The sequence below is a fragment of the Leisingera sp. G5_S3_59_S7 genome (genome assembly GCF_054968485.1).
In genome coordinates this window covers 115,189-136,478 of the sequence record NZ_JBQKUH010000003.1, presented here as the reverse complement: position 1 = coordinate 136,478, position 21,290 = coordinate 115,189, and the positions used below count along the sequence as shown (strand labels likewise).

General features: G+C 60.2%; 17 protein-coding genes and 1 pseudogene. 10 read left to right on the top strand and 8 right to left on the bottom strand.

The genetic code is table 11. The annotated features are described in order from the left end of the window. Positions 1 to 169: 169 nt before the first annotated feature. The 4 genes from ACTRWG_RS03130 to ACTRWG_RS03115 all read left to right on the top strand — a co-directional run bounded on the left by ACTRWG_RS03130 (position 170) and on the right by ACTRWG_RS03115 (position 6,180). Entirely contained in the window at positions 170 to 1,936 is a 1,767-nt protein-coding gene (locus tag ACTRWG_RS03130) for a PQQ-dependent methanol/ethanol family dehydrogenase (RefSeq protein WP_027236484.1), read from the top strand. Between the two features lie 140 nt (positions 1,937 to 2,076). Then, complete coding sequence (locus ACTRWG_RS03125; RefSeq protein WP_027236483.1) at positions 2,077 to 2,772, top strand: LuxR C-terminal-related transcriptional regulator; 696 nt, start codon at positions 2,077 to 2,079, stop codon at positions 2,770 to 2,772. Between the two features lie 66 nt (positions 2,773 to 2,838). Beyond that, positions 2,839 to 3,975, top strand: a complete 1,137-nt coding sequence (locus ACTRWG_RS03120; RefSeq protein WP_245597375.1) for an FIST N-terminal domain-containing protein — start codon at positions 2,839 to 2,841, stop codon at positions 3,973 to 3,975. A gap of 3 nt (positions 3,976 to 3,978) precedes the next feature. Beyond that, entirely contained in the window at positions 3,979 to 6,180 is a 2,202-nt protein-coding gene (locus tag ACTRWG_RS03115) for a hybrid sensor histidine kinase/response regulator (RefSeq protein WP_027236481.1), read from the top strand. A gap of 17 nt (positions 6,181 to 6,197) precedes the next feature. Here the strand turns inward: ACTRWG_RS03115 and ACTRWG_RS03110 are convergent, their stop codons facing one another. From ACTRWG_RS03110 to ACTRWG_RS03090, 5 genes and pseudogenes are all read right to left on the bottom strand, one after another. Continuing rightward, positions 6,198 to 6,545 carry a DUF779 domain-containing protein gene (locus tag ACTRWG_RS03110; RefSeq protein WP_209320205.1) on the bottom strand — a complete coding sequence of 116 codons (348 nt, stop codon included), beginning with the start codon at positions 6,543 to 6,545 and terminating at the stop codon, positions 6,198 to 6,200. Positions 6,546 to 6,615: 70 nt separating this feature from the next. Next, positions 6,616 to 8,160 (bottom strand): aldehyde dehydrogenase, encoded by a 1,545-nt coding sequence (gene adh, locus ACTRWG_RS03105; protein ID WP_051357802.1) that lies wholly within the window; start codon positions 8,158 to 8,160, stop codon positions 6,616 to 6,618. A gap of 316 nt (positions 8,161 to 8,476) precedes the next feature. Beyond that, a pseudogene (locus tag ACTRWG_RS03100) lies at positions 8,477 to 8,905 on the bottom strand (integrase core domain-containing protein); the annotation flags it as partial. A 580-nt stretch (positions 8,906 to 9,485) separates the two neighbouring features. After that, complete coding sequence (locus tag ACTRWG_RS03095; protein WP_462828938.1) at positions 9,486 to 10,694, bottom strand: IS91 family transposase; 1,209 nt, start codon at positions 10,692 to 10,694, stop codon at positions 9,486 to 9,488. Between the two features lie 6 nt (positions 10,695 to 10,700). After that, positions 10,701 to 11,606 (bottom strand): tyrosine-type recombinase/integrase, encoded by a 906-nt coding sequence (locus ACTRWG_RS03090; RefSeq protein WP_027234983.1) that lies wholly within the window; start codon positions 11,604 to 11,606, stop codon positions 10,701 to 10,703. A 579-nt stretch (positions 11,607 to 12,185) separates the two neighbouring features. Between ACTRWG_RS03090 and ACTRWG_RS03085 the strand changes: the two genes are divergently transcribed. Continuing rightward, the gene (locus ACTRWG_RS03085; protein WP_462828937.1) at positions 12,186 to 13,358 is read left to right on the top strand and encodes an AAA family ATPase; all 1,173 of its coding nucleotides are present in this window, start codon (positions 12,186 to 12,188) and stop codon (positions 13,356 to 13,358) included. Continuing rightward, positions 13,355 to 14,110 carry an HNH endonuclease family protein gene (locus tag ACTRWG_RS03080; protein ID WP_462828936.1) on the top strand — a complete coding sequence of 252 codons (756 nt, stop codon included), beginning with the start codon at positions 13,355 to 13,357 and terminating at the stop codon, positions 14,108 to 14,110. The genes ACTRWG_RS03085 and ACTRWG_RS03080 overlap by 4 nt, the downstream gene beginning before the upstream one ends. Positions 14,111 to 14,492: 382 nt before the next feature. Here the strand turns inward: ACTRWG_RS03080 and ACTRWG_RS03075 are convergent, their stop codons facing one another. From ACTRWG_RS03075 to ACTRWG_RS03065, 3 genes are all read right to left on the bottom strand, one after another. Continuing rightward, positions 14,493 to 14,873 (bottom strand): T6SS immunity protein Tdi1 domain-containing protein, encoded by a 381-nt coding sequence (locus ACTRWG_RS03075; protein WP_462828935.1) that lies wholly within the window; start codon positions 14,871 to 14,873, stop codon positions 14,493 to 14,495. A 566-nt stretch (positions 14,874 to 15,439) separates the two neighbouring features. After that, a complete protein-coding gene (locus ACTRWG_RS03070; protein WP_245597341.1) occupies positions 15,440 to 16,123 on the bottom strand; it encodes a GntR family transcriptional regulator in 684 nt (227 codons plus the stop codon). A 96-nt stretch (positions 16,124 to 16,219) separates the two neighbouring features. Further along, entirely contained in the window at positions 16,220 to 16,945 is a 726-nt protein-coding gene (locus ACTRWG_RS03065) for a maleate cis-trans isomerase family protein (protein WP_027234979.1), read from the bottom strand. Positions 16,946 to 17,109: 164 nt separating this feature from the next. On the opposite strand from ACTRWG_RS03065, the gene dctP reads away from it, so the two are divergent. The 4 genes from dctP (at position 17,110) to ACTRWG_RS03045 (ending at position 21,289) form a co-directional block, all read left to right on the top strand. After that, a complete protein-coding gene (gene dctP / locus ACTRWG_RS03060) occupies positions 17,110 to 18,114 on the top strand; it encodes a TRAP transporter substrate-binding protein DctP (protein ID WP_027234978.1) in 1,005 nt (334 codons plus the stop codon). A gap of 62 nt (positions 18,115 to 18,176) precedes the next feature. Further along, positions 18,177 to 18,782, top strand: a complete 606-nt coding sequence (locus tag ACTRWG_RS03055) for a TRAP transporter small permease (protein ID WP_027234977.1) — start codon at positions 18,177 to 18,179, stop codon at positions 18,780 to 18,782. A 4-nt stretch (positions 18,783 to 18,786) separates the two neighbouring features. Next, complete coding sequence (locus ACTRWG_RS03050) at positions 18,787 to 20,082, top strand: TRAP transporter large permease (protein ID WP_027234976.1); 1,296 nt, start codon at positions 18,787 to 18,789, stop codon at positions 20,080 to 20,082. Between the two features lie 49 nt (positions 20,083 to 20,131). Further along, positions 20,132 to 21,289, top strand: coding sequence for a M24 family metallopeptidase (locus tag ACTRWG_RS03045; RefSeq protein ID WP_027234975.1), 1,158 nt, complete (start codon positions 20,132 to 20,134; stop codon positions 21,287 to 21,289). Position 21,290 lies beyond the last annotated feature (1 nt).

Sequence of the window (21,290 nt, the reverse complement as noted above, 5' to 3'; positions counted from 1 at the left end):
AACCCGGGCTGCAAGGCGCCGGGTTCTGCCGCGTTGCGCCCTGCCCCTCCCGCCGCCCGCATACGACCATTGTGCAATACCGCTCTTTCGGTGCGCTTTGGATACTGTGGCAGGCCGGCAGCCCGCACCGGGCCGTGGCTGTTGAGGATCCAATGAAAGGGAGGAGCCCATGAACCGCTTCATCACGGCGGTCGCCGCAGGGACCATGATGGCGGGCGTCAGCCACGCCGGGGTCACCGAAGACGACCTCAAGAACGACCAGACGACCACCACGCAGGTGGTCACCAACGGGATGGGGCGGCACCTGCAGCGCTACAGCCCGCTGGACACTTTGAACAAGGACAACGTCGCAAACCTGGTGCCTGCCTGGGCCTTCAGCCTCGGCGGCGAGAAGCAGCGCGGCCAGGAAACCCAGCCGCTGATCTATGATGGCATCATGTATATCACTGGCTCCTACAGCCGGGTTTATGCCATCGACGTCGAGACCGGCCAGGAGATCTGGCAATACGACGCCCGGCTGCCCGAAGGCATCCTGCCCTGCTGCGATGTGGTGAACCGCGGCGGCGCTATCTATGGCGACACCTTCTTTTTCGGCACGCTGGACGCCCGCATCGTGGCGCTGGACCTGAAGACTGGTGACGTGAAATGGCGCAAAAAGGTGGCCGACTACAAGGCCGGCTATTCGATGACCGCGGCACCGCTGATCGTCAACGGGCTGGTGATCACCGGCAACTCCGGCGGCGAATTCGGCATCGTCGGCGAGGTGCAGGCGCGCGACGCTGAAACCGGCGAGCTGGTCTGGACCCGGCCGGTGATCGAGGGCCACATGGGCACCTTCAAGGGTGAGGACAGCACCATGACCGGCACCCTGAACGCCACCTGGCCGGGCGACATGTGGAAGACCGGCGGCGGCGCCACCTGGCTTGGCGGCTCCTATGATGCGGAGACAGATACGCTGGTCTTCGGCGCCGGCAACCCGGCGCCCTGGAACAGCCACCTGCGCAACGCGGGCACCCCGGTCGAGGGCAACGCGGGCGATAACCTTTACGCTGCCAGCCGCATCGGCATCGATCCTTCGAACGGCGAGATCAAGTGGCACTTCCAGACCACCCCGCGCGAGGGCTGGGATTATGACGGCGTGAACGAGGTGGTCGCCTACACCGACCGCAGCGGCAACAAGCGCTTTGCCACTGCCGACCGCAACGGCTTTTTCTATGTTCTGAACCGCGAGGACGGTAAATTCGTCAGCGCAACGCCCTTCGTCAAGGACATCACCTGGGCTGAGCGCATCGACGACACCGGCCGCCCGGTGTTCAACGAGGACAACCGCCCCGGCAACCCGGCGGACGCAGCCGATGGCAACAAGGGCGAGGTGATCTTTGCCTCGCCGTCGTTCCTGGGCGGCAAGAACTGGATGCCGATGGCGTTCTCGCAGAACACCGGCAACTTCTATGTGCCCTCGAACGAATGGGGCATGGACATCTGGAACGAGCCGATCAGCTACAAGAAGGGCGCCGCCTATCTGGGCGCGGGTTTCACAATCAAGCCGAACTACGAGGACCATATCGGCAGCCTCAAGGCGATCGACCCGGACACCGGCGAGATCAAGTGGGAATTCAAGAACGACGCACCGCTCTGGGCCGGGGTGATGACCACTGCGGGCGGCCTGGTGTTCACCGGCACCCCCGAGGGCCGCTTCATCGCCTTTGACGACGAAACCGGCGAGGAACTGTGGTCGTTCCAGACCGGCTCCGGCATTGTCGGCCAGCCGATCACCTGGGAACAGAACGGCGAGCAGTATGTCTCTGTCATTTCCGGCTGGGGCGGTGCGGTGCCGCTGTGGGGCGGCGAGGTGGCCAAGAAGGTCAACTACCTGAACCAGGGCGGCATGCTCTGGACCTTCCGCCTGCCCCGCCAACTGGCTCAGGCAGACTGATCCCGCACCGGTCAAAGGCACATTACACGAACTCAGGCGCGCCTCCTGCGGGGCGCGCCTGCCTTATGCGACTTTAGGCGTATACACCTGCAGCTGCCCGCTTGCTAAGCTGGCAGGAAAACAACAGCTCTGGTGCAGATATGCCAACACACACGGACACGCCGGCCACTCCGAGGTTCAATGCGGCGCTGCTGGTGGATGACCACCCGCTGTTCTGTGACGCCCTGGCGATGACCTTGCAGGCGGTGACCGCGATCAGCAGCATGCACACCGCGCCGGCCCTGCAGGCCGCGCTCGACATGATCGGCGGGGGTATCCGCATCGACCTGGTGGTGCTGGACCTGAACCTGCCGGACGTCAACGGATTGGACGGGCTGCTGCGCCTGCGCAAGGTGACGGACTGCCCGATCCTGGTCGTCTCCTCGATGGCCGACAACCGGATTGTCAGCTCCGTGATCCATGCCGGTGCCAACGGCTTCATTCCCAAGCACAGCCAGCGCGACGTGTTTCAGAAGGCGGTAGAGGCGATCAATCAGGGCAAGGTGTTCCTGCCCGACGGATACGTATTGCTGGAAGACAACGGCGGCAGCAGCAACGACGTGCTGCAACGGCTGTCGCAGCTGACCAATCAGCAGGCCCGGATCCTGCAGTTGATCTGCGAAGGCAAGCTGAACAAGCAGATCGCCTATGACCTGTCGATCGCCGAGACCACGGTCAAGGCGCATATCACAGCCATCATGCGCAAACTGGGGGTGCAAAGCCGCACCCAGGCGGTGCTGGCCGCCAAGCAGGCGAGTTTTGCAAACGTCTTGCAAGACACGCCGCCGTCCGCCTAGTCTGGCGGACGAAATTCGGGGAGGAGAAAGGCGATGGGCCCTGTCCATGGTCCGTCGGGTGCAACCATGACGAAACCGCAGGTTGTCCGGTCCGGCTCGGTTGACTGCCGGGCGGCGGACGCTGTCGAGCAACTGGCACAGGCGCTGAACCCGAATGGCCTATCGCTGGTGGTTCTGTTTCTGTCTCCGGACACCGACGTTGCGCGGCTGATCGACGAGGCCCAGCGCCGGTTTGCCCCGGCGCAGGTTGTCGGCTGCACCTCTGCAGGAGAAATTTCAGCAGCCGGCTATGTTGAGGGCGAGATCGTCGCCATCGGCTTTGCCCAGTCGCATTTCCAGACCCGCACCATCCTGATCGAAGACCTCGACAGCTTCGATCCGCACAGCGTGATCGAACGGATGATCCGCAACCGCAATCACATGGCGCAGAACACCGGGGACTGGGTCTCGGACTTCACCTTCCTGCTGGTTGATGGGCTCTCCACCAAGGAAGACACGCTGACCTCGCAATTGTCGGTCGGGCTGGGGCCGGTGGCCTTCTTCGGCGGCTCGGCGGGCGACGGCACCAACTTTGGCAAAACCTTTGTGCTGCATGGCGGCCAGGCTCATTCCAACGCCGCCATTCTGATCCAGATCCGCAGCCGCTGCCCGATCGAGGTGTTTAAAACTGACCACCTGATCCCCTCGGAAAAGCGCATGGTGGTGACCGGGGCTGACCCGGCCCGACGGGTGGTGCATGAAATCAATGCTGAACCCGCTGCCCGCGAATACGCCCGGGTGCTGGGCAAGGACCCGGAGCAGCTGACCGCCTTCACCTTTGCCGCGCACCCCGTCGCCGTGCAATTCGGCGACCAGCACCACGTGCGCGCCATCCAGCGCGTCGCCGACAATGACGAGCTTGTGTTCTTCTCCGCCATTGACGAGGGCGTGGTGCTGACCCTGGCAGAGCCGGAGGACATGGTGACCCACCTGGAGCGCGAGATGGCCGCCCTCAGCGCCAAGCGCCGCCCCGAGATCATCCTGGCCTGCGACTGCATCCTGCGGCGGCTGGAAGCGCAGCAAAAACAGGTCTCGCAGGACATTTCCCGCATCCTGCGCGACAACCGGGTGGTTGGCTTTTCGACCTATGGCGAGCAGATTAATTCAATGCATGTCAACCAGACCCTGACCGGAGTGGCGATCTACCTGCCGGACGAGGGCTGAGCAATGGTGCATGAGCTGATCGACCCCAGTGACCCGCCGGAACGGCAGAACCAGAAGCTTCTGAAAATCGTCGAAACCCTGATGCGCCGGGCCGAGCAAAGCTCGGATGCCTCCGGCGAGGCGTATGCCCAGTTCCAGCGCGCAGTGATGCTGGAGGAGGAGGTGCGCGTGCGCACCCGCGAGCTGGAGCACGCGCTGGACTTGCTCAATGAATCAAACGCCAGACTGGCGCTGGCAAATGCCGAAACCGAGGCCGCCCGCGCCAACCTGGCCAATGCGATTGAGACGGTGCAGGAAGGCTTTGCCCTGTTTGACGCACAGGATGTGCTCGTCATGTGCAACACCCGGTTTGGCAAGCACCTGGCCGATATCTACCACTTGCTGCGGCCGGGGCTGGAATTTGCCGACTATGTGAACCTGGTGGCGACCAGCGCTCATCTGGCGCTGCCAGAGGGGGAGACCGCCGCCGGCTGGGAAGCTTACCGGATCGCCCGCCACAAGGACGACCATGCGGTGTTCAACGTGATGATGGCCGGGAACAGCTGGCTGCAGGTCAGCGAGCACCGCACCTCCGACGGCGGCACCGTGATCCTGCAGACCGATATCACCGACATGATGCGGCTGGAGCGGCAGGAGCGCGAGCGGCTGCTGGACGATCAGTCGCGCGTCATCAAGGCAACGCTGGAGCATCTCGACCAGGGTGTCTGCATCTTCGATGCCCAAAACCGCCTGGTCGGCTGGAACCGCCGCGCCGGAGAGTTGCTGTCGATGCCCGCGGGCAAGTTCCAGCTGGGCATGTTTTTCGCGACCCTCTACCGCCAGGCCGCCGGCAGCATCCGCATCCTGGGCGGCACCCGGCTGGAGGAGATCGAGGCCTGGGTGGCCAGCAGCGCCAAGCGGGCACCCCTGTCATTCGAGATCGGAATGGGCCGCGACCGCATCCTCGCGGTCTTTGCGCAGCAAATGCCCGACAAGGGATTTGTCATCAGCTTTACCGATGTCACCGCCGAACGCGCCGCGGTCCGCACTATTTCGCAGGTCAACGAAACGCTGGAGCAGCGGGTGGCCGAACGGACGCTGGAGCTGGAGGACGCGCTGTCGGAGGCGGAGCGCGCCAATGCCTCCAAATCGCGGTTTGTCGCCGCCGCCAGCCACGACCTGCTGCAACCGCTGTCCGCCGCCAAGCTTTATGTCGGCTCGCTGGAGGATGATCTCCAGGATCCGGGCTTCAGGGACCGGGCGGCCAAGGCCGGCAACGCGCTTGTCGCGGTCGAGCGTATCCTCGGCGCCCTTCTGGACATCTCCAAGCTCGACTCCGGCCTGGCTGCGATTGACCGGACCGCCATCAGCCTGAGCGGCATGCTGGACCAGCTGAAGGACGAGCTGGAACCGGTTGCCCGGCTCAAAGGGCTGGAATTCCGGGTCGTGCGCAGCGGCGCGGTGGTGGAAAGCGACGCCGCTTACCTCCGCCGCATCCTGCAGAATCTCGCCTCCAACGCGGTGCGCTACACTGATAGCGGTAAGGTTCTGATCGGGGTGCGGCAACGCCGCAGCCGGGTGCTGCTGGAAGTCCGTGACACCGGCCCTGGCATCCCGACGGAGCATCAGGACAGGGTATTTCAGGAGTTTCAGCGGCTTAACGCCAAGGCCAGCCCGTCGGACGGCATGGGGCTGGGCCTCGCCATTGTTGAGCGGGCCTGTCGGCTGCTGAAACATCCGCTGAACCTCACCTCAGAGGTCGGGCGCGGCACCTGCTTTTCGGTGGAGCTGCCGCTGAGCACCGCAGCGCGCGCGCCGTCGCCGCTGCCCGCCCCCGGTAACGGCGCCGCGGTGCCGTTCAAAAACCGGATTGTGGTGCTGATCGAAAACGATGCCGGCCTCAGGGCGGCGCTGGAGAACACGCTCGACGGCTGGGGGCTGAACGTGCTGCCCTGCGCCAGCTGCGCCGAAGCAAGTTCGCTTCTGCAGGAAATCGACATCGGCCCGGACGCAATCATCGCCGATTACCAGCTGGACGACGGCGCGCTGGGAACCGATGCAATTGCTGCGCTCCGGGCGCAACACGGCCAAGTACCTGCCTGCCTGGTAACCGCCAACCGCTCACCGGACCTGGCGGCAGCCTGCGCAAGGCTGAACGCGGTGCTGCTGCACAAGCCGATTGACACCGGCGAGCTGCGCGGCTTCCTTGGGCGCGCGCTGACCTGAGCAAGGCGCGGTGCGCCTCAGCGCTGGCAGACGTCCGAGCGGGTCAGAAACCGCTTGCCGCTGCCGTTTTCCAGCGAGAACATTCCGCCAATGCCGTCGATGGCGTCGATCACCAGGCTGGTGTGCTGCCAGCGCGCATGCTGATCGGCATTCATGTAAAACGGCACCCCGCCGATCTCCCCAACCAGCACATCACTGCCGCCGATGATGTAATCGCCCTGCTGAAAGCACATCGGCGCGGACCCGTCGCAGCAGCCGCCGGACTGGTGAAACAGCAGATCCGCCCCGAACCGCGACTTCAGTTCGCCGATCAGGTCCAGCGCCGCCTCTGTTGCTGTCACGGTCATGCCGGTTGTTCCGGTCATTGCACTCTCCCCAGGCTGAATGGAAAAGCAAACGGTCCCGGAATTCCGGGACCGCCCGTCACGCGGTTGCTTAGAAGAACCCCAGCGCGTTGGGGCTGTAGCTCACCAGCAGGTTCTTGGTCTGGCGGTAGTGATCCAGCATCATCTTGTGGTTCTCCCGGCCGATGCCCGACTGCTTGTAGCCGCCGAAGGCCGCGTGCGCCGGATAGGCATGATAGCAGTTGGTCCAGACCCGGCCTGCCTGAATGCCGCGGCCAAAGCGGAAGGCGCGGTTGGTGTCGCGGGTCCACACCCCGGCGCCCAGGCCGTAAAGCGTGTCATTGGCGATTTCCAGCGCCTCGGCGTCGTCCTTAAAGGTGGTGACGGACAGCACCGGCCCGAAGATTTCCTCCTGGAAGATCCGCATCTTGTTGTGTCCCTTGAACACGGTCGGCTCGATGTAGTTGCCGCCCTCCAGCCCCTCCAGGGAGGAGACATTGCCGCCGGTCAGCAGCTCAGCGCCCTCATCCTTGCCCAGCTGCAGGTAGGAGGCGATCTTCTCCTTCTGCTCGGTCGAGGCTTGGGCGCCGATCATCGTGTCCATCGACAGCGGGTTGCCCTGCTTCACCGCCTTCACCCGTTCGATGGCCCGGCCCATGAAGTCGTCGTAGATCGACTCCTGGATCAGCGCCCGGCTGGGGCAGGTGCAGACCTCGCCCTGGTTCAGGGCAAACATGGTGAAGCCTTCCAGGCATTTGTCGAAATAGGCGTCATCGGCGGCCATCACATCCTTAAAGAAGATGTTCGGCGACTTGCCGCCCAGTTCCAGCGTCACCGGGATCAGGTTCTGGCTGGCATACTGCATGATCAACCGCCCGGTGGTAGTCTCGCCGGTAAAGGCGATCTTGGCGATCCGGCTGGACGACGCCAGAGGCTTGCCCGCCTCCAGCCCGAAACCATTGACGATGTTCAAGACACCCGCCGGCAGCACGTCGGCGATCAGCTCCGCCAGCACCATGATCGAGGCCGGGGTCTGCTCCGCCGGTTTCAGCACCACACAGTTGCCCGCCGCCAGCGCCGGCGCCAGCTTCCATACCGCCATCAGCAGCGGGAAGTTCCACGGGATGATCTGCCCCACCACGCCCAGCGGTTCCGGGGTGTGGTAGGCATAGGTGTCCGCGTCGATTTCGGAGATATGGCCTTCCTCGGCGCGGATGCAGCCCGCGAAATAGCGCCAGTGATCGACACACAGCGCCAGGTCGGCGGCGATCGACTCGCGGATCGGCTTGCCGTTGTCCAGCGTCTCCGCCGCGGCCAGAAGCTGGGTGTTCGCCTCCATGATATCGGCGATCTTCAGCAGCATGTTGGCGCGCTCGGTGGTCGAGGTCCTGCCCCAGGACGGAAACGCCGCATGGGCGGCATCCAGGGCCGCCTCGACATCCTCGGCGTTTGAGCGGGCGATTTCGCAAATCACATCGCCGGTGATCGGGGTTGTATTCTCGAAATACAGGCCCGAGCGGGGCTCAATGAATTCGCCATTGATAAAGTTGCCATAGCGGGGCTTGAACGGAAATTCGACGCCCAGATGCGCAGTGTCCAGTGCCGAATTGGCCAGCCCTTTCGTGTGGATGTTCATTCCATTCCTCCCAAGAATTGATCCAAGAAATGCAGCGGAACTGGCAGCCATGCACCTTCGATTGCAGGCACTCGATCCGGTGCTGCCTAAAGGCTTAACCCATCGGCAGAAGCCGCGGTATTCGACCAAAGTCCCTGCCGGCCGCTGAGTTGGGGAGGAAAACGCTGTGGGCGCAACCTGTTGTTTTGTAATGGCTGGCGCAGCTGTGCAAGATCCGGCCACCGTGATTTCAGGTTTATGTGGAAAGCCGCAGAGTTGGGCATGTAAAAACCGGCATGATTGCATTTGCCGGGAGCCTGACAATGAGCAGCATCTCTTAAGTGGTCCAAATTGAAAGTTGGTGCATGATAGGCCTGTGGTCCATCAAGACGATGGCTTCCGGAGCCGATGGTCGGCAGCCCAAGGCACTGGGAGGGCCGTTTGGTATTGTCGTGTTTTCTCCGGCCTTTGATGATGATCTGTGCTTCAAGCAGTGAGTAGAAGATTTCACGGTTCAGCAACTCGTCGCGGAACCGGGCGTTAAAGCTCTCAACATAGCCGTTCTCCCAAGGACTTCCTGGTTCAATGCAGGCCGTCTTGGCGCCGGCGGCCGCGATCCAATCCCGCACCGCCTGAGCGGCGAACTCAGACCCGCTGTCGCTTCGCACATATTTTGGGGTCCTCGCAGGATGAACAGGTCGGTCAGGGCGCCGATGACCTCGGTTAAGTTCAGCTTGCGCAGCACCCGGATCGCCAGGTGTTCTCGGCCTTCCCTTTCTTAAACAATACGTCGGACCAATCCAGACAGTGCATTTCAGGCCCAAAGACGGAGAAGTCCCCGAATGACACACCGAAGCCTCTGATATATATTAGGAATTAGCGTTGAACGCGGGAGCAGTAATTGCACACTGTTTCATTCAAGCCCGATAACTTACGGCTGCGTTGTCGGCCGCAATCCATTGCAAGTGCTGCTTTGGTATCTTCTTAAGTCCGTGTTGCTGCAGGTTTCTCGGACGCCACGCGCGACGTTTGAATGATGCGCGGCATTGCCTGGCGTCGGAGAAGCGCGCAAGCGGGAAATCGCGGTGTTGGAATTGGGCAGACCAGCTGGGTCTATGGGGATTTGAAGGGGTTGATTGCCTTGGTTATTGCTCTGCAGGTTGGCCCAAGCGCGCTCGTTGCAGGCAGCTTCGGTACGGATTCTGCGAGCTTTGATGGGCATGCGCCGCGTCTTGCGGGGGCCGACAACCTTCGCACCACTGCTATCCGGGTTGCAGGCATTCCGGCTTGGCCGCAAGCGGTAACGTGAGCAGCGGCAATTGGACTTCCGGTCTTTGGCGCGCGTGTCATGCAGCGGCCCTCGCTGCTCCTGGCGGCGCTCTGGGGTACCGTTCTGGCGCAATGGTTTCGGAGATGATCAACCGCCCGCCACAGCAGGGGCATGGCAGCGCGAGGACGCGGGCGGGTGCATCGGTGTCACCGGCCGTGCCGTCGTGCCCGAGATCCGGACCTGGCTGTCCGTTCCCGAGCAGTTCCCTGATCCTGGCGATATTGGCCGCACGGTTGCCATTCCCGAAGAAGCCGTAGTGGCGGATGCGATGCTGCCCCTTGGGCAGGACATGGATCAGGAAGCGCCGAATGAACTCGCCGGTCTTCAGGGTCATGGTGGTATGCCTCCCGGGACCGTTGACGCGGTAATCCTTGACCTTGAATGTCACGCTGTGTGCATCGAACCGGATCAGTCGGCTGTTTGAGATCGCGATCCTGTGCGTGTAGCGCGATAGGTACGCCAACACGGCTTTTGGCCCGGCGAACGGTTCCTTGGCATAGACGACCCAGTCGATCTTGCGCAGCGGTCGCAGGAAGGCGTTGAAGACCGCGCGATCGACGAGCTCGGCGTGATCGCCGAAGAACTGAAGCGTTCCGGCATCGTGCAGCCGGGCAAGTCCGTCCAGAATAAGCCGCCGGTACAGGCGGGACAGAACCCGGACGGACAAAAAGAAGTTCCTGCGGCAGTCGATCCACCGCGCCCCGTCCGCAGACAAGCCGCCGCCGGGCACGATCATGTGGACATGCGGGTGGTGCGTCATTGCTGAGCCCCAGGTGTGCAGCACGGACGTGATGCCGACCCGGGCGCCGAGGTGCTTGGGGTCGGCGGCGACCCGGATCACCGTATCCGCGCTCGCCCGCATAAGCAGGTTGTAGATCTCCCGCTTGTTGGTGCGCGCGATGTCGGCGATCGGCTTCGGTAGGGTGAAGACCAGATGGAAATACCGCACGGGCAGCAGTTCGGCCTCGCGCGCCGCCAGCCAGACCTTTGCCGCACCCGCCTGACATTTGGGACAATGGCGATTGCGGCAGGAATTATAGGCGATGTGTTCATGCCCGCAGTCTTCACACCGCGCGGCATGGCCGCCGAGCGCTGCCGTGCGGCAGCGCGTGATGGCGTGCATCACTTTCAACTGGTCGAGGCTGATATGGCCTGCATTGGCCGCCCGCCAGGCAGAACCATGGACCCGGAAGATATCCGCAACCTCCAGCTTCGGCCGGGACAACGCAGTCTATGAGGCGCCTTTCCTGCGCTTCGCCGCGGTCAGGCCGTCCAGCGGGCTCTCCACCGCCGAGATCATGCCGGTGGCAACGCTGGCATAGTGCGCCGTCGTGGTGAGTTTGGCATGCCCGAGCAGCGCCTGAATGATCCGGATATCCACGCCGCGTTCCAGCAGGTGCGTCGCGAAGCTGTGACGCAAGGTGTGCAGAGTGACCGGCTTGGTGATCCCGGCGGCCAGCACTGCCTGCTTGAACAGCCGCGAGATCTGTCTGGCCGAAAGATGCCGCCCGCAATAGCCGGGAAAGAGCGCGCGATCAGGCCCGGACACCCCCCTGTCGTTGACGGTCGGGCGTTCGGTCCACCAGACTCGCAACAGGCTCAGAATATCAACGGGCAGCATCACGTTGCGGTCCTTGCGTCCCTTCGACTGCACAATGCGGATAATGTTCTGTTCCCCGTCGATGTCGCCGACCTTCAGCCGGACGACCTCGCTTGCCCGCAGGCCGCATCCATAGGCGAGTGACAGCATAACACGCGCTTTCAGGCCGGGGGCCATGGCGAGAATGCGCCTGACCTCGTTGCGGCTCAGCACGAGGGGAACCTTCACGGGCTTTTTGAGGTGGAACACTTCGGCCGCAAGGTCATGCCGGCGCAGGGTGACCCGGAACAGGAACTTCAGCCCGGTCATGGTCTGGTTGCGGGTGCAGATACTGGTCCCGCTCTCGATCAGATGCAGCTGGAAATGCTTCACGTCATCCGGTGAAGCTGTCTCCGGAGATCGCCCGAGCCAGGAGGCAAACCGCTTGCAGGCCCGCAGGTGGCTGGTCTGCGACGCAGGTCCGAGATTGCGTGCGGACATATCCGCGATCATGCGCGCCCGAAGGGGTGTCGCCGGTGCAGGGTGCTGATTGGTCATGGGAAAACCCTCTATCAACCGAGGCAAAATCACCTCGGCCAACAGCACACACCCGACCTCCTAAACCGCGAAACAAATACCGCTTCAGCCCAACGCCTGCCACGCAGAGCCCCTATCGCGGAGCGATTTAGTGCGTTGCGCAGATAGCGCCCTTTGCAAACTCGGCCGTGTGACGTAGCCAGCCGAGGTTTTGTGCTGCGGTGCAGCCCGCCGTTTCTGCCGTACGCTGCGGCCGCGAGGTTCTGGAGCCGGTGAACTCACACAGTGCGGGACCAAGCCGACTTTCGCCGCGCGCGCAGAGTAATACTTCAACGCAATTGCCCAGTGTAAACTATGGCTTCTAGCTACCCGTTCCCAAAGGTCGACGGTCAGAGACACCTCAAAAGGGAGAACAGTATGCCCCTGACCTGACTGCCTCAGAGTCCTGCTAGACTTTACCAGGTTCATGTCCGCAAAAATTTCCTGCATCTGATGCATCACTTGTTTGCCTCCTCCACACGAAATAAAGAAAACAGGCGCCACTCCAACCGAATCCATACAACTGGTTAGCTACGGGCAACACCAAAGCGAGGCAATTAAATGTTTGTTAACTCCATATCAATTACGGGGGTTGGCGGGATATCCCACCTCAAAATGGACCTCGACCCTCATATGAACATCATATGCGGCCCGAATGGAGCGGGAAAGACAACTATTCTTGAGAGTATTGCCCATTCATTCTCAGCAAGCCGCACCGAAATTTTAAGAAGAAACGCCAAGCATGAAAAAGGTGAAATTGAAGCCGCATTTACAATCAAGGAAGCTAAGGAGAAAATTAAAATAGATATTGATAAATTTTCCCCAACTGACCAACAGTCTGTGAGCGGCAGGCATCAGTATTCTGAAATGATCCTCTCATTCAAGACTGATCGCCGCATTTCTTACTCACACTTAAGATCAGTCAGTGCGGACAACACCGAAAACAAGAACACTTTCGACGAAGCTAAAACAGGAGTATCGGTCACCAATTTGAAAAACTGGTTTGTAAATAGATACCTCTACTCCGCACATGATGGGGCCATCAATGAATTTCAAAGAATGAACCTGGAAACAGCAAAGGGAGCATTCAATAAAATTGACAAGCGATGCAAGTTCTCGAGAATAAATGCAGCAACCAATGATATAATGGTAAGCACCCCTGAAGGTGAGATATATTTTGAATTCTTGTCGTCGGGTTATCAGTCGTGCTTATACTTGATACTTGGGATCATCAAAGAAATCGAACTCAGGTTCAAGAGTCCTGGTATGGAGGCGAAGAAATTTTCAGGTGTCGTGCTCATTGATGAAATTGAACTTCATTTGCATCCTGAGTGGCAAGCCAGAGTTGCTGAAATTCTGCGTAAGTTGTTTCCATATGTTCAGTTTATTGTAACAACGCACAGCCCGCATGTGGTCCAATCAGCAAGACCCGAGGAAGTCGTCGCATTGGAGTTCGAGACCGATGGCTCTATGAGGCTCAAGCCCATCCCATCAAGGGCGGGCTATCGTGGCTGGACCATTGAGGAAATCCTTGATGATGTGATGGGAATGCCGGATTCAAGGACACAATACTTCAGTGACTTGTACTGCAAATTCACGGAGGCTCTAGATGCCAATGACACGGAGAGAGCGAAGGAGCACGCGCAAAATATCCTCTCCATTTTACACCCCGACAATGTTGAAGGTAAATTAATCCGACTCCAGCTGGCCTCCATTGGAGCTACTGCAGAATGATTAAGCTAGAAAAACTTGAGTGCCCTGCTACTCTTGATGAGGAACTGCAGAGGCAACTCACTAAAGAGTTTAAGACTAAAGGAACTAATGTTTGGAAGCGGGATGATATTTCTAAGCAACTTCTCCGCTCCAGTCATTCCAAATGTATTTATTGCGAATGTTCTCTGGGAGAAGAGTCAAAATACATGGAGATCGACCACTTCCTCCACAAGGATTATTACCAAGATTATGTGGTCTGCTGGGAGAACTTGGTCCCATCATGTAAGAAGTGTAACACTTCGAAGGGAATACATGATGTTAAAAAGGATCCAATAATAAACCCCTTCAACATAGACCCCAGGGTTCACCTGAGATTTATGGGGTATCGCTTTATTGGAATTGATGACCTCGGGAGAGACAGCGTTGACGTTGTAAATCTCAACGACTACGATCACCGGGTTAAAGTTAGATTTCGCATTGGTGAACAAGTTTTCAAAAACATTGACGACCTGAAGGAACGAGTAGCAAACGCCCAAGACCCAAACAATTCTGAGAGAATGACCGTTGTTCGTAGGAATAAGGCGATTAATTGCGCCAAGGCGCTTTTGAGGGAGTGCCAGCCAGGCAGCGCCTACGCAGCTACGGCCGCAACTACCCTCTTTTCTCATCCAGATTGGGAAAACTTAACAGAATGTCTTAAGTCGTTAGATTATTGGGACGAGGAACTGGACCAAAGCTTCAATGCTGCAAAAGGAATTTCTTACAATCGTTAGAAGGTCTAGCCAAGCGTTGAACGTCCGCGAAGACCCTTCTTCTACAGCCGACCAGCAGGTGTTCTTTGCAGATTTTTGATTTCCGTCTCCTGCAGCTTCGCTGCCTATGGCGCTGCCCGCAAGAGGGGCAATGGTGGGACAGGACGAATGGATTGCCGTTTTCGGTGTTAGGGCCAGAGTACTTTGCACGGGTAGCAACTTTGGCGCGCGCCGCCGTCTCTATGTCCACTCCGAGCTGCGAGTTTAGCGCGTTTGCAGCATCCAGAAAGGTCAGAGATGGCGGCAATGGGCTCGAACCGCCAGTTTGTGCTCACCGCAGCGGTCGGTAGGGGGAGCCCAAAAGCGGCACATGCGAACGGGACTCAGTCGGCGACATTGAAGGCTAACCTTCTGAGATTTGGCGGAAGAGACTTCCAGTAATTCGCTGGTAAACAACTAAAGAGAATATTTGGATGTTCTCGACAGCGAAGTCACCGCCAAGAACAGGAGCTATTTTCCAGCCAAGGCACTGGTCGCGTTCGGGAACAAGACCACTCCCGAAAGCAATTTCTGCCCACTCCTCACTGAACCACTCGTTTCGATAAAGGGGTTGCTCCTTCTTTGCGTTAAAGTCCTGAGAGTCCTCGGCAATTTTGTGAAACTTGCCTTCAAGAAGATCGAGGTGCCAATGGGTTGCGTCCGGGGCTCCGAAGACCCAATCCCCGAAAACTCCGATCATCAATGGCTCCATTGCATCGGGGACTAGCCACTGCCAGTCGTCCAAGAACCGGTCACATCCCAGTTCTTGGCATGAGATAGTTAAGTCTCGCTTCAACATCTAGCTTCCTCAAACAACACACGCCCCCGCCTAAAAAACCTCAAGAAGCAGCATCCCGCAACTGCAGTAGGTCTGTGTATAGCGGTCTTGCTGCAGCCAATCGTTGATCGTCCGGTCAGCGCCGTTCGCGGCATCCTGCACCGGCGAGAGGCTACCAGGTGCTAACTGCCGCTATGGGCTCTCTGCCGCCATGCGGTGGCACAGCACCGAGGATCCAGCACCAGCCTGCCCCAGGCCAGTTGTGATCGGCTCAAGCCCAGCCCAAAGCGGCCGCTACCGCTACCGCCGTTCGCCCTCGTCAGCTCCCGCAGGGAGGGGCGGAAACCGGAATTTCGCCGCAACAGCAAAACTGATAGCCACGTCTCGCAATACCCGACCTTCACGGCAGCAAGAACTCGACGCATGTTTACTTTAGTAGTGAACTGACCGTTTGGGCAAAACAAGCCGGTGTATTGGGGCAAATTGGCGTTTCCCGGAGGGGCTGGCTGCCTGTCTTAAACCGAGCGAACACGTTAGATCTGATCAATGGTTTCCTTGAACAGGTACTTCTTGATGCGGGCATACCCGTAACCAATGTGGATCCGCTGCACGAAACCGACAGCCTGAATGTCCTGCTCAGCCAAAGCCGTTTCGAGGTCCACAAGTTCTGCAACCAGGGCATCGGCAACTTCCGGTCCGGCACCGTCCACGACCCTGTGCCACGTGCTGGCGGCCTGGTAATAGGCCTGCGTCCAGAACGAGCGCAGGACTGAGTTTCCGATCAAATCGCTGATAAGAGTGTTGAGCTGATCATTCACGACGACATACTGCCGTGAATCGACTTTCCCGCTGAGCTGATGCGCCTGGGCCAGCAGACCGCGGGCGCGCTCGAGATGGCTCCCCTCGATTTGCGCAGGTGCTGTTGCCCCGATCAATCCCGCCAGATGCAGGCGCATGTCATAAACGTGTGTGATCTTCTCCCGCGGCAGTTCCATGACCACATTACCGACACCGTTGATGGTTTCCACCAGCCCCAGGTGGTTGATCCGGCTAATGGCGTCGCGGACAGGCGTGCGGCTGACGCCGAATTCGTCAGCCAGTTCCGCCTCTTTCAACCGGTCGCCGGGCGTGTAGTCCAGAAAGCAAATCCGTTTCAGGATCAGGTGCTGAATATCCTCAACACCCGGTTTGCGGCCGCCCCATCCGGGAGGGGTCATAGATGTCTCACCAGATGCCAAGCAATCTTCCCTTTCTGCGCAGCTGCGGTTGCTGGTGTCATACCAAGGCAGCCTGCGGCGCAGAAGGACATAAATTCAGTGATCCCGCAACAGTCGGCCGTACCCGGAAATGCGGTCCTGGATGCCGGCCAGTCGCAGAACGTGCCATATCATCGCCTGGTTGGAGCAGATCACCGGCTTGCCCAGGCGCTGCTCCAGTTGGTCGGCGATCTCCAATGACCGCAATGCACCGCAGCTGATGAACAACGCATCGCTGTCTGGCGTGTCTGCCTCCTTGGCAAACTCGGCCAGATACTTAGGGTTGACGCGGACCATGTCGCTGTCCCTCTCCAGCTGAAGCCCCTGGATCTGCGTCACCTGAAATCCTGCCTGTTTCAGGTACTGGACTTCCTGATCGTTGATCTCGTCCAGGTAGGGCGTGGCAACCGCAACCCGTTTGGCGCCGACAGCGCGCAGGGCCTCCAGGACGGCGGTTATCAGGCTGGTGGCCTTGGCCTGCGGCGCGCCCTTGTTCAATTCCTCAGCAACCCGGTCTTCTCCGATAACCAGGCTGCCGGAAGTGCAGCCGTAGCAGATCACATCCAGGCTGCCATCCGGCAGCAGCGTTGAGGCAGCGCGGGCCAGATCCCCGGCATGGCGGCTGAGGCTGTCGACCGTGATGCTGTCCCCGATCCAGGCGCGGGCGAAATGCACTCCAACCCCGTCGGGGCGCAGGAGGAACATGTCGTCCTCAATCGTTTGTTCCGTGGCCAGCAGGACAAAGCCGATCTTGGCCCGGTGGTGGCGGCCCTTATCAAACATTTTCTCTCCGTGACTTGAGGGTGGTGCATGCAGCATATCAATTTGAAGGCCAAAATTTGGAAAAAATCAAGTATTGACGCAATATCTGTACACAGCTTAGCAAATTGCAAGGCTGGAGTTTCGATTCGAGCCGCGACTGAAACACGAACAGGGAGGAAACCTTCGTGGGGATCGCAACACTGATAAAAGCGGGTGCCGCGGCGGCTGGCGTTCTGGCTGCCACGCTGCCTGCGGCGCGGGCTGAAGACTTCATTCTGGGCCATGTGATGGACACCCAGCACATCTTCCATCAGGTGTCCGAGCGCTTCTCGGCACGGCTGGAGGAACTGTCCGGCGGCACGCTGAACGTTGACTACCATCCAGGCGGCGACCTGGGGGATTGGACCTCGATCGTCGAGCAGGTGTCGCAGGGCGCGGTGCAAATGACCATGTCCTGGAACCATTCTGAGCTGGACCCGCGGTGGGATGTGTCAGTGCTGGGCTATGTCGCCAGCGACTGGGAAACCGGGCGCGAAGTCTATGGGCCGGGCTCGGTCATGAACTCCGTCTATGACGGCATCATGAACGATCTGGGCATGGTGCTGCTGGGCACGATCCCGACCGATTTCACCGGCTTTGTGGTGCGCAAGGGCGTCGATGTGCCCACCAGTTTCCCGGAAGAGGCACAAGGCTTCAAGATGCGGGTGCCGGGCATGCCGATGGCGATCGAGCGTTACAAGGCAACCGGCTTTGCCCCGGTCCCTATGGCCTTCAGCGAGGTGCATACAGCCCTGCAGACCGGAGCCATCGATGGCCGCGCCTATTCACCGCCGTCCGAGGTGCTGCTGTTCAAGGATGTGGTCAGCGCCTATGTCTTCACCCGCGAGAACTTCGAGCACACTTTCTGGACAGCCAACAAGCGCTGGTTCGACAGCCTGAGTGAAGAGCAGCAGGGCTGGATTCGCACCGCCGCGGATGAGGCGGTGAACTGGGCCTGGGAAAACGCTGAGGCCGAAAGCCCCAAGTGGTTTGCCCAGATGAAGGAGGCCGGCATCGAGGTTGTCGAGCTGACACCTGAGCAGCTGGAGTCCTACCGCCAGCAGGTGACCGCAGTGGAATACCCCTACATGGAGCAGATCATCGGCGCCGACGTGATGGGCCAGATCAAGGCTGCCGCGGGCACCAACTGATCCCCGCTTTCCCGTGCCCGGGGGGCTGCCCCGGGCACTGCACCGGCTGAGGAGGACGGCGCATGACCAAAGAACTTTTGCACACGGACAGCCTGGACAACGTCCTGACACCTGAGCCGATCATGCCGGCAGGCAGCGATGCTGCGGCACCGGTTTACCGCGGGCTCGGCGTTTTCTATGCGGCTGAAGACAGGGTTGCCCTGCTGATGCGGGTGATGCTGTTCGGTGCGATGATCTCGCTGGGGCTGCTGATGGCGGCGCAGGTGTTCATGCGGTACGTGATCTCCTCGCCCTTTCTGGGGATCGAGGAACTGGCGCCGATGCTGGCCCTTTGGATCTACTTTATCGGCATGGCCTATTGCACCCGCGAGCGCGACCACATCGAGGGCGGCGTGCTGACCCTGCTGACGCAGAGCCGCAAGACCCTGCTGGCGGTGCGCCTGTTCGGCACCCTGGCTTGTCTGGTGACGGTTCTGGTCTTTGCCTGGTTCGCCTGGGATTTCGCTGCCTACAACCTCTCGCTGAACCGCAAGAGCACCTACATGCGGCTGCCCAAGTACATCTGGGATTTCAGCATGGTCTCCGGCTTTGCGCTGATGATCCTCTACCTGGTTCTGCAATTTTTTCTCGAAGCGCGCGCGCTTGTGACCGGACAGGGCGGAGACTGACCTCATGACCTTCTTCCTCATTGCCTTCCTGGCCATCATCTTCCTGTTGCTGATCGAGGTTCCGGTCGGGTTCGCCTTCGGCGCCGGGGCGCTTGGCTACGGGCTGATGTCCGGCACCAATATCTCCTTCCATGCCGGCTACGGCTATTCTCAGGTCAGCGCTTTCTCGCTGCTGGCAATCCCGCTGTTCATCCTGTCGGGCACGCTGATGGGCGCCTCCGGCATCTCCGAGCGGCTGTTGAACTTCGTCAATTCCTTTGTCGGCCGCACCAAGGGGGGCTTGGGCGCGGTGACCGTGCTGACCTGCGCCCTGTTCGGAGCAATTTCGGGCAGTGCTTCGGCCGCCATCGCCGCCATTGGCAAGATCATGGTGCCGCGGATGATCAAGGAGGGCTACCCGCCCGGCCATGCCACCGCGCTTGTTGCTGTGTCCTCGGTGCTGGCGCTGATGATCCCGCCTTCGATCCCGATGATCGTTTTCGCCATTGCAATCAGGGAGTCCGTCGCCAAGTGCTTCCTCGCCACGATGGGGCCGGGCGTGCTGCTGGCACTGATTTATTGCGGGCTGAACTTCTTCTTCCTGCGCAACAACCAGACCATCACAACCGCTCCCAAGCTGCCCTTGCGCGAAACCCTGGCCGAGGCCGCAGGCACCGGCAAGAAGGCCAGCTTGGCAATCATCATGCCGGTGATTGTGCTGGGCGGGATCTACAGCGGTATCGCCACCCCGACCGAGGCGGGTGCGGTTGCGCTGGTCTACACGCTGATCGTGGGCATTGCGATCTACCGCTCGCTGCCGATGCAGTCGCTGTTCAACTCCACGGTTGAAGCCGCGCGGCTGACTGGCGCGATCCTGATGGTGCTGTTCTTCCTGTTCGTGATGAGCCGCGGCATGGTTCTGGCCAAGGTGCCGACCCAGTTTGCCGATCTGCTGCTGACGATTTCCGACAACAAGATTGTCATCCTGCTGCTGATCAACCTGCTACTGCTGATCATGGGCATGATTATCGACGACGTGTCCGGCGGCGTGCTGGCAGCCATCATCCTGCTGCCCGTCACTCAGAAAATCGGCCTGGACCCGATCCACTTTGCTGCCATCGTCGGCACCAACCTTGGCCTGGGCAACATCTCTCCGCCCTGCGCACCGCTGCTCTACATGGCTGGCGGTGTGACCCGCCAATCGCTGTCGGTCTATGTCGGCCCGACGATGAAGTTCCTGCTGCTGGGGCATTTGCCGATGGTCCTGATCGTGACCTTCGTGCCGCCGGTAGCCCTTTTCCTGCCCGGGCTGCTGGGCTGATTTGCCCGCTGTCCGCCACTCAATCCACCTAACAGAAGGAAGTCAGCACATGCTGGAAGAAGCCAAGAAACGCACCCTCATCCTGCAGGACCGCATGCGCCAGGCAGGTATCGGCAAAGCGGTGTTCACCGATGAAAGCTCTATCGCCTACCTGGCGGGCTTCTGGGGCTATCTCGGGATCGAATTCGGCCGTCCCTCGATGCTGGTGGTCGATGCGCAGGACGCGCCGGTTGTCATCACCCCGCTGATGGAATCCGAGATGGTGGCGGAAATGACCTGGGTCGAGGATGTGCAGACCTGGGAAGACATCGGCCCGCGCAGCTGGGGCCGCGCCCTGGCCAATGCCTTGGGCGAAAGTCCCAAGGAGATCTGGATCGAACGAAGCACCATTCCTGCAATCGTGCGCAACCACCTTGATGACACCTATCCCGGCGTGCCGCTCAAGGATATCTCGCCGGTGCTTGGCGCCATGCGCACCATCAAGACACCGTTTGAAATCAGCGTCATGAAGGAAGCAGGACAGATTGCCGGTGCCATGATGGCCGCCGCTCATGACAGCCTGCGCGAAGGAGCGCGCGAGTACGAATCCGCGCTGGCGGTGATCGAAGCAGGCTCGCACAAGGCGGCCTCCTTCTTGACGGACAAGGGCTGGGATCGTTTCGTCTCGCCGATGATCCACAACCTGCAGATCCTGCAGAGCGGCACCGATGCCTCGATGGTGCATCGCCGTGCCAGCGTCAAAGCCTACGAGAAATTCGACCCGGTCTATTTCTGTTTCTGCAACATGGCGCAGTTCAAGCAGTACAAGCTGGGCTTCGACCGGATGTTCCACATCGGCGATGTGACCGACCAGGCACGTGATGTGCAGGAAGCTGCCATTGAAGCGCAGCAAGCCGCGATTGCTGCCATGCGCCCGGGCGTTTTGGCCGAGGATGTGGCCGCTGCCGCCAACGAAGTCTACCGCACTCGCGGTTACGAGACCGGCTACCGCACCGGCCGTTCCATCGGCGTTGCCTATCTGGAAGCCCCGGAGCTGAAGGAAGGCGACAAGACTGTTCTGCAGCCGGGCATGACCTTTGCGGTCGATGGCGGCATTTCGGTGGACGGCGTGACCGCGGGCCGGATCGGCGACTCGGTTGTGGTGACAGAAACCGGTATCGAATACATCACCAGCTATCCCCGTGAAATCCTGCTGAGCAAGGGCTGAG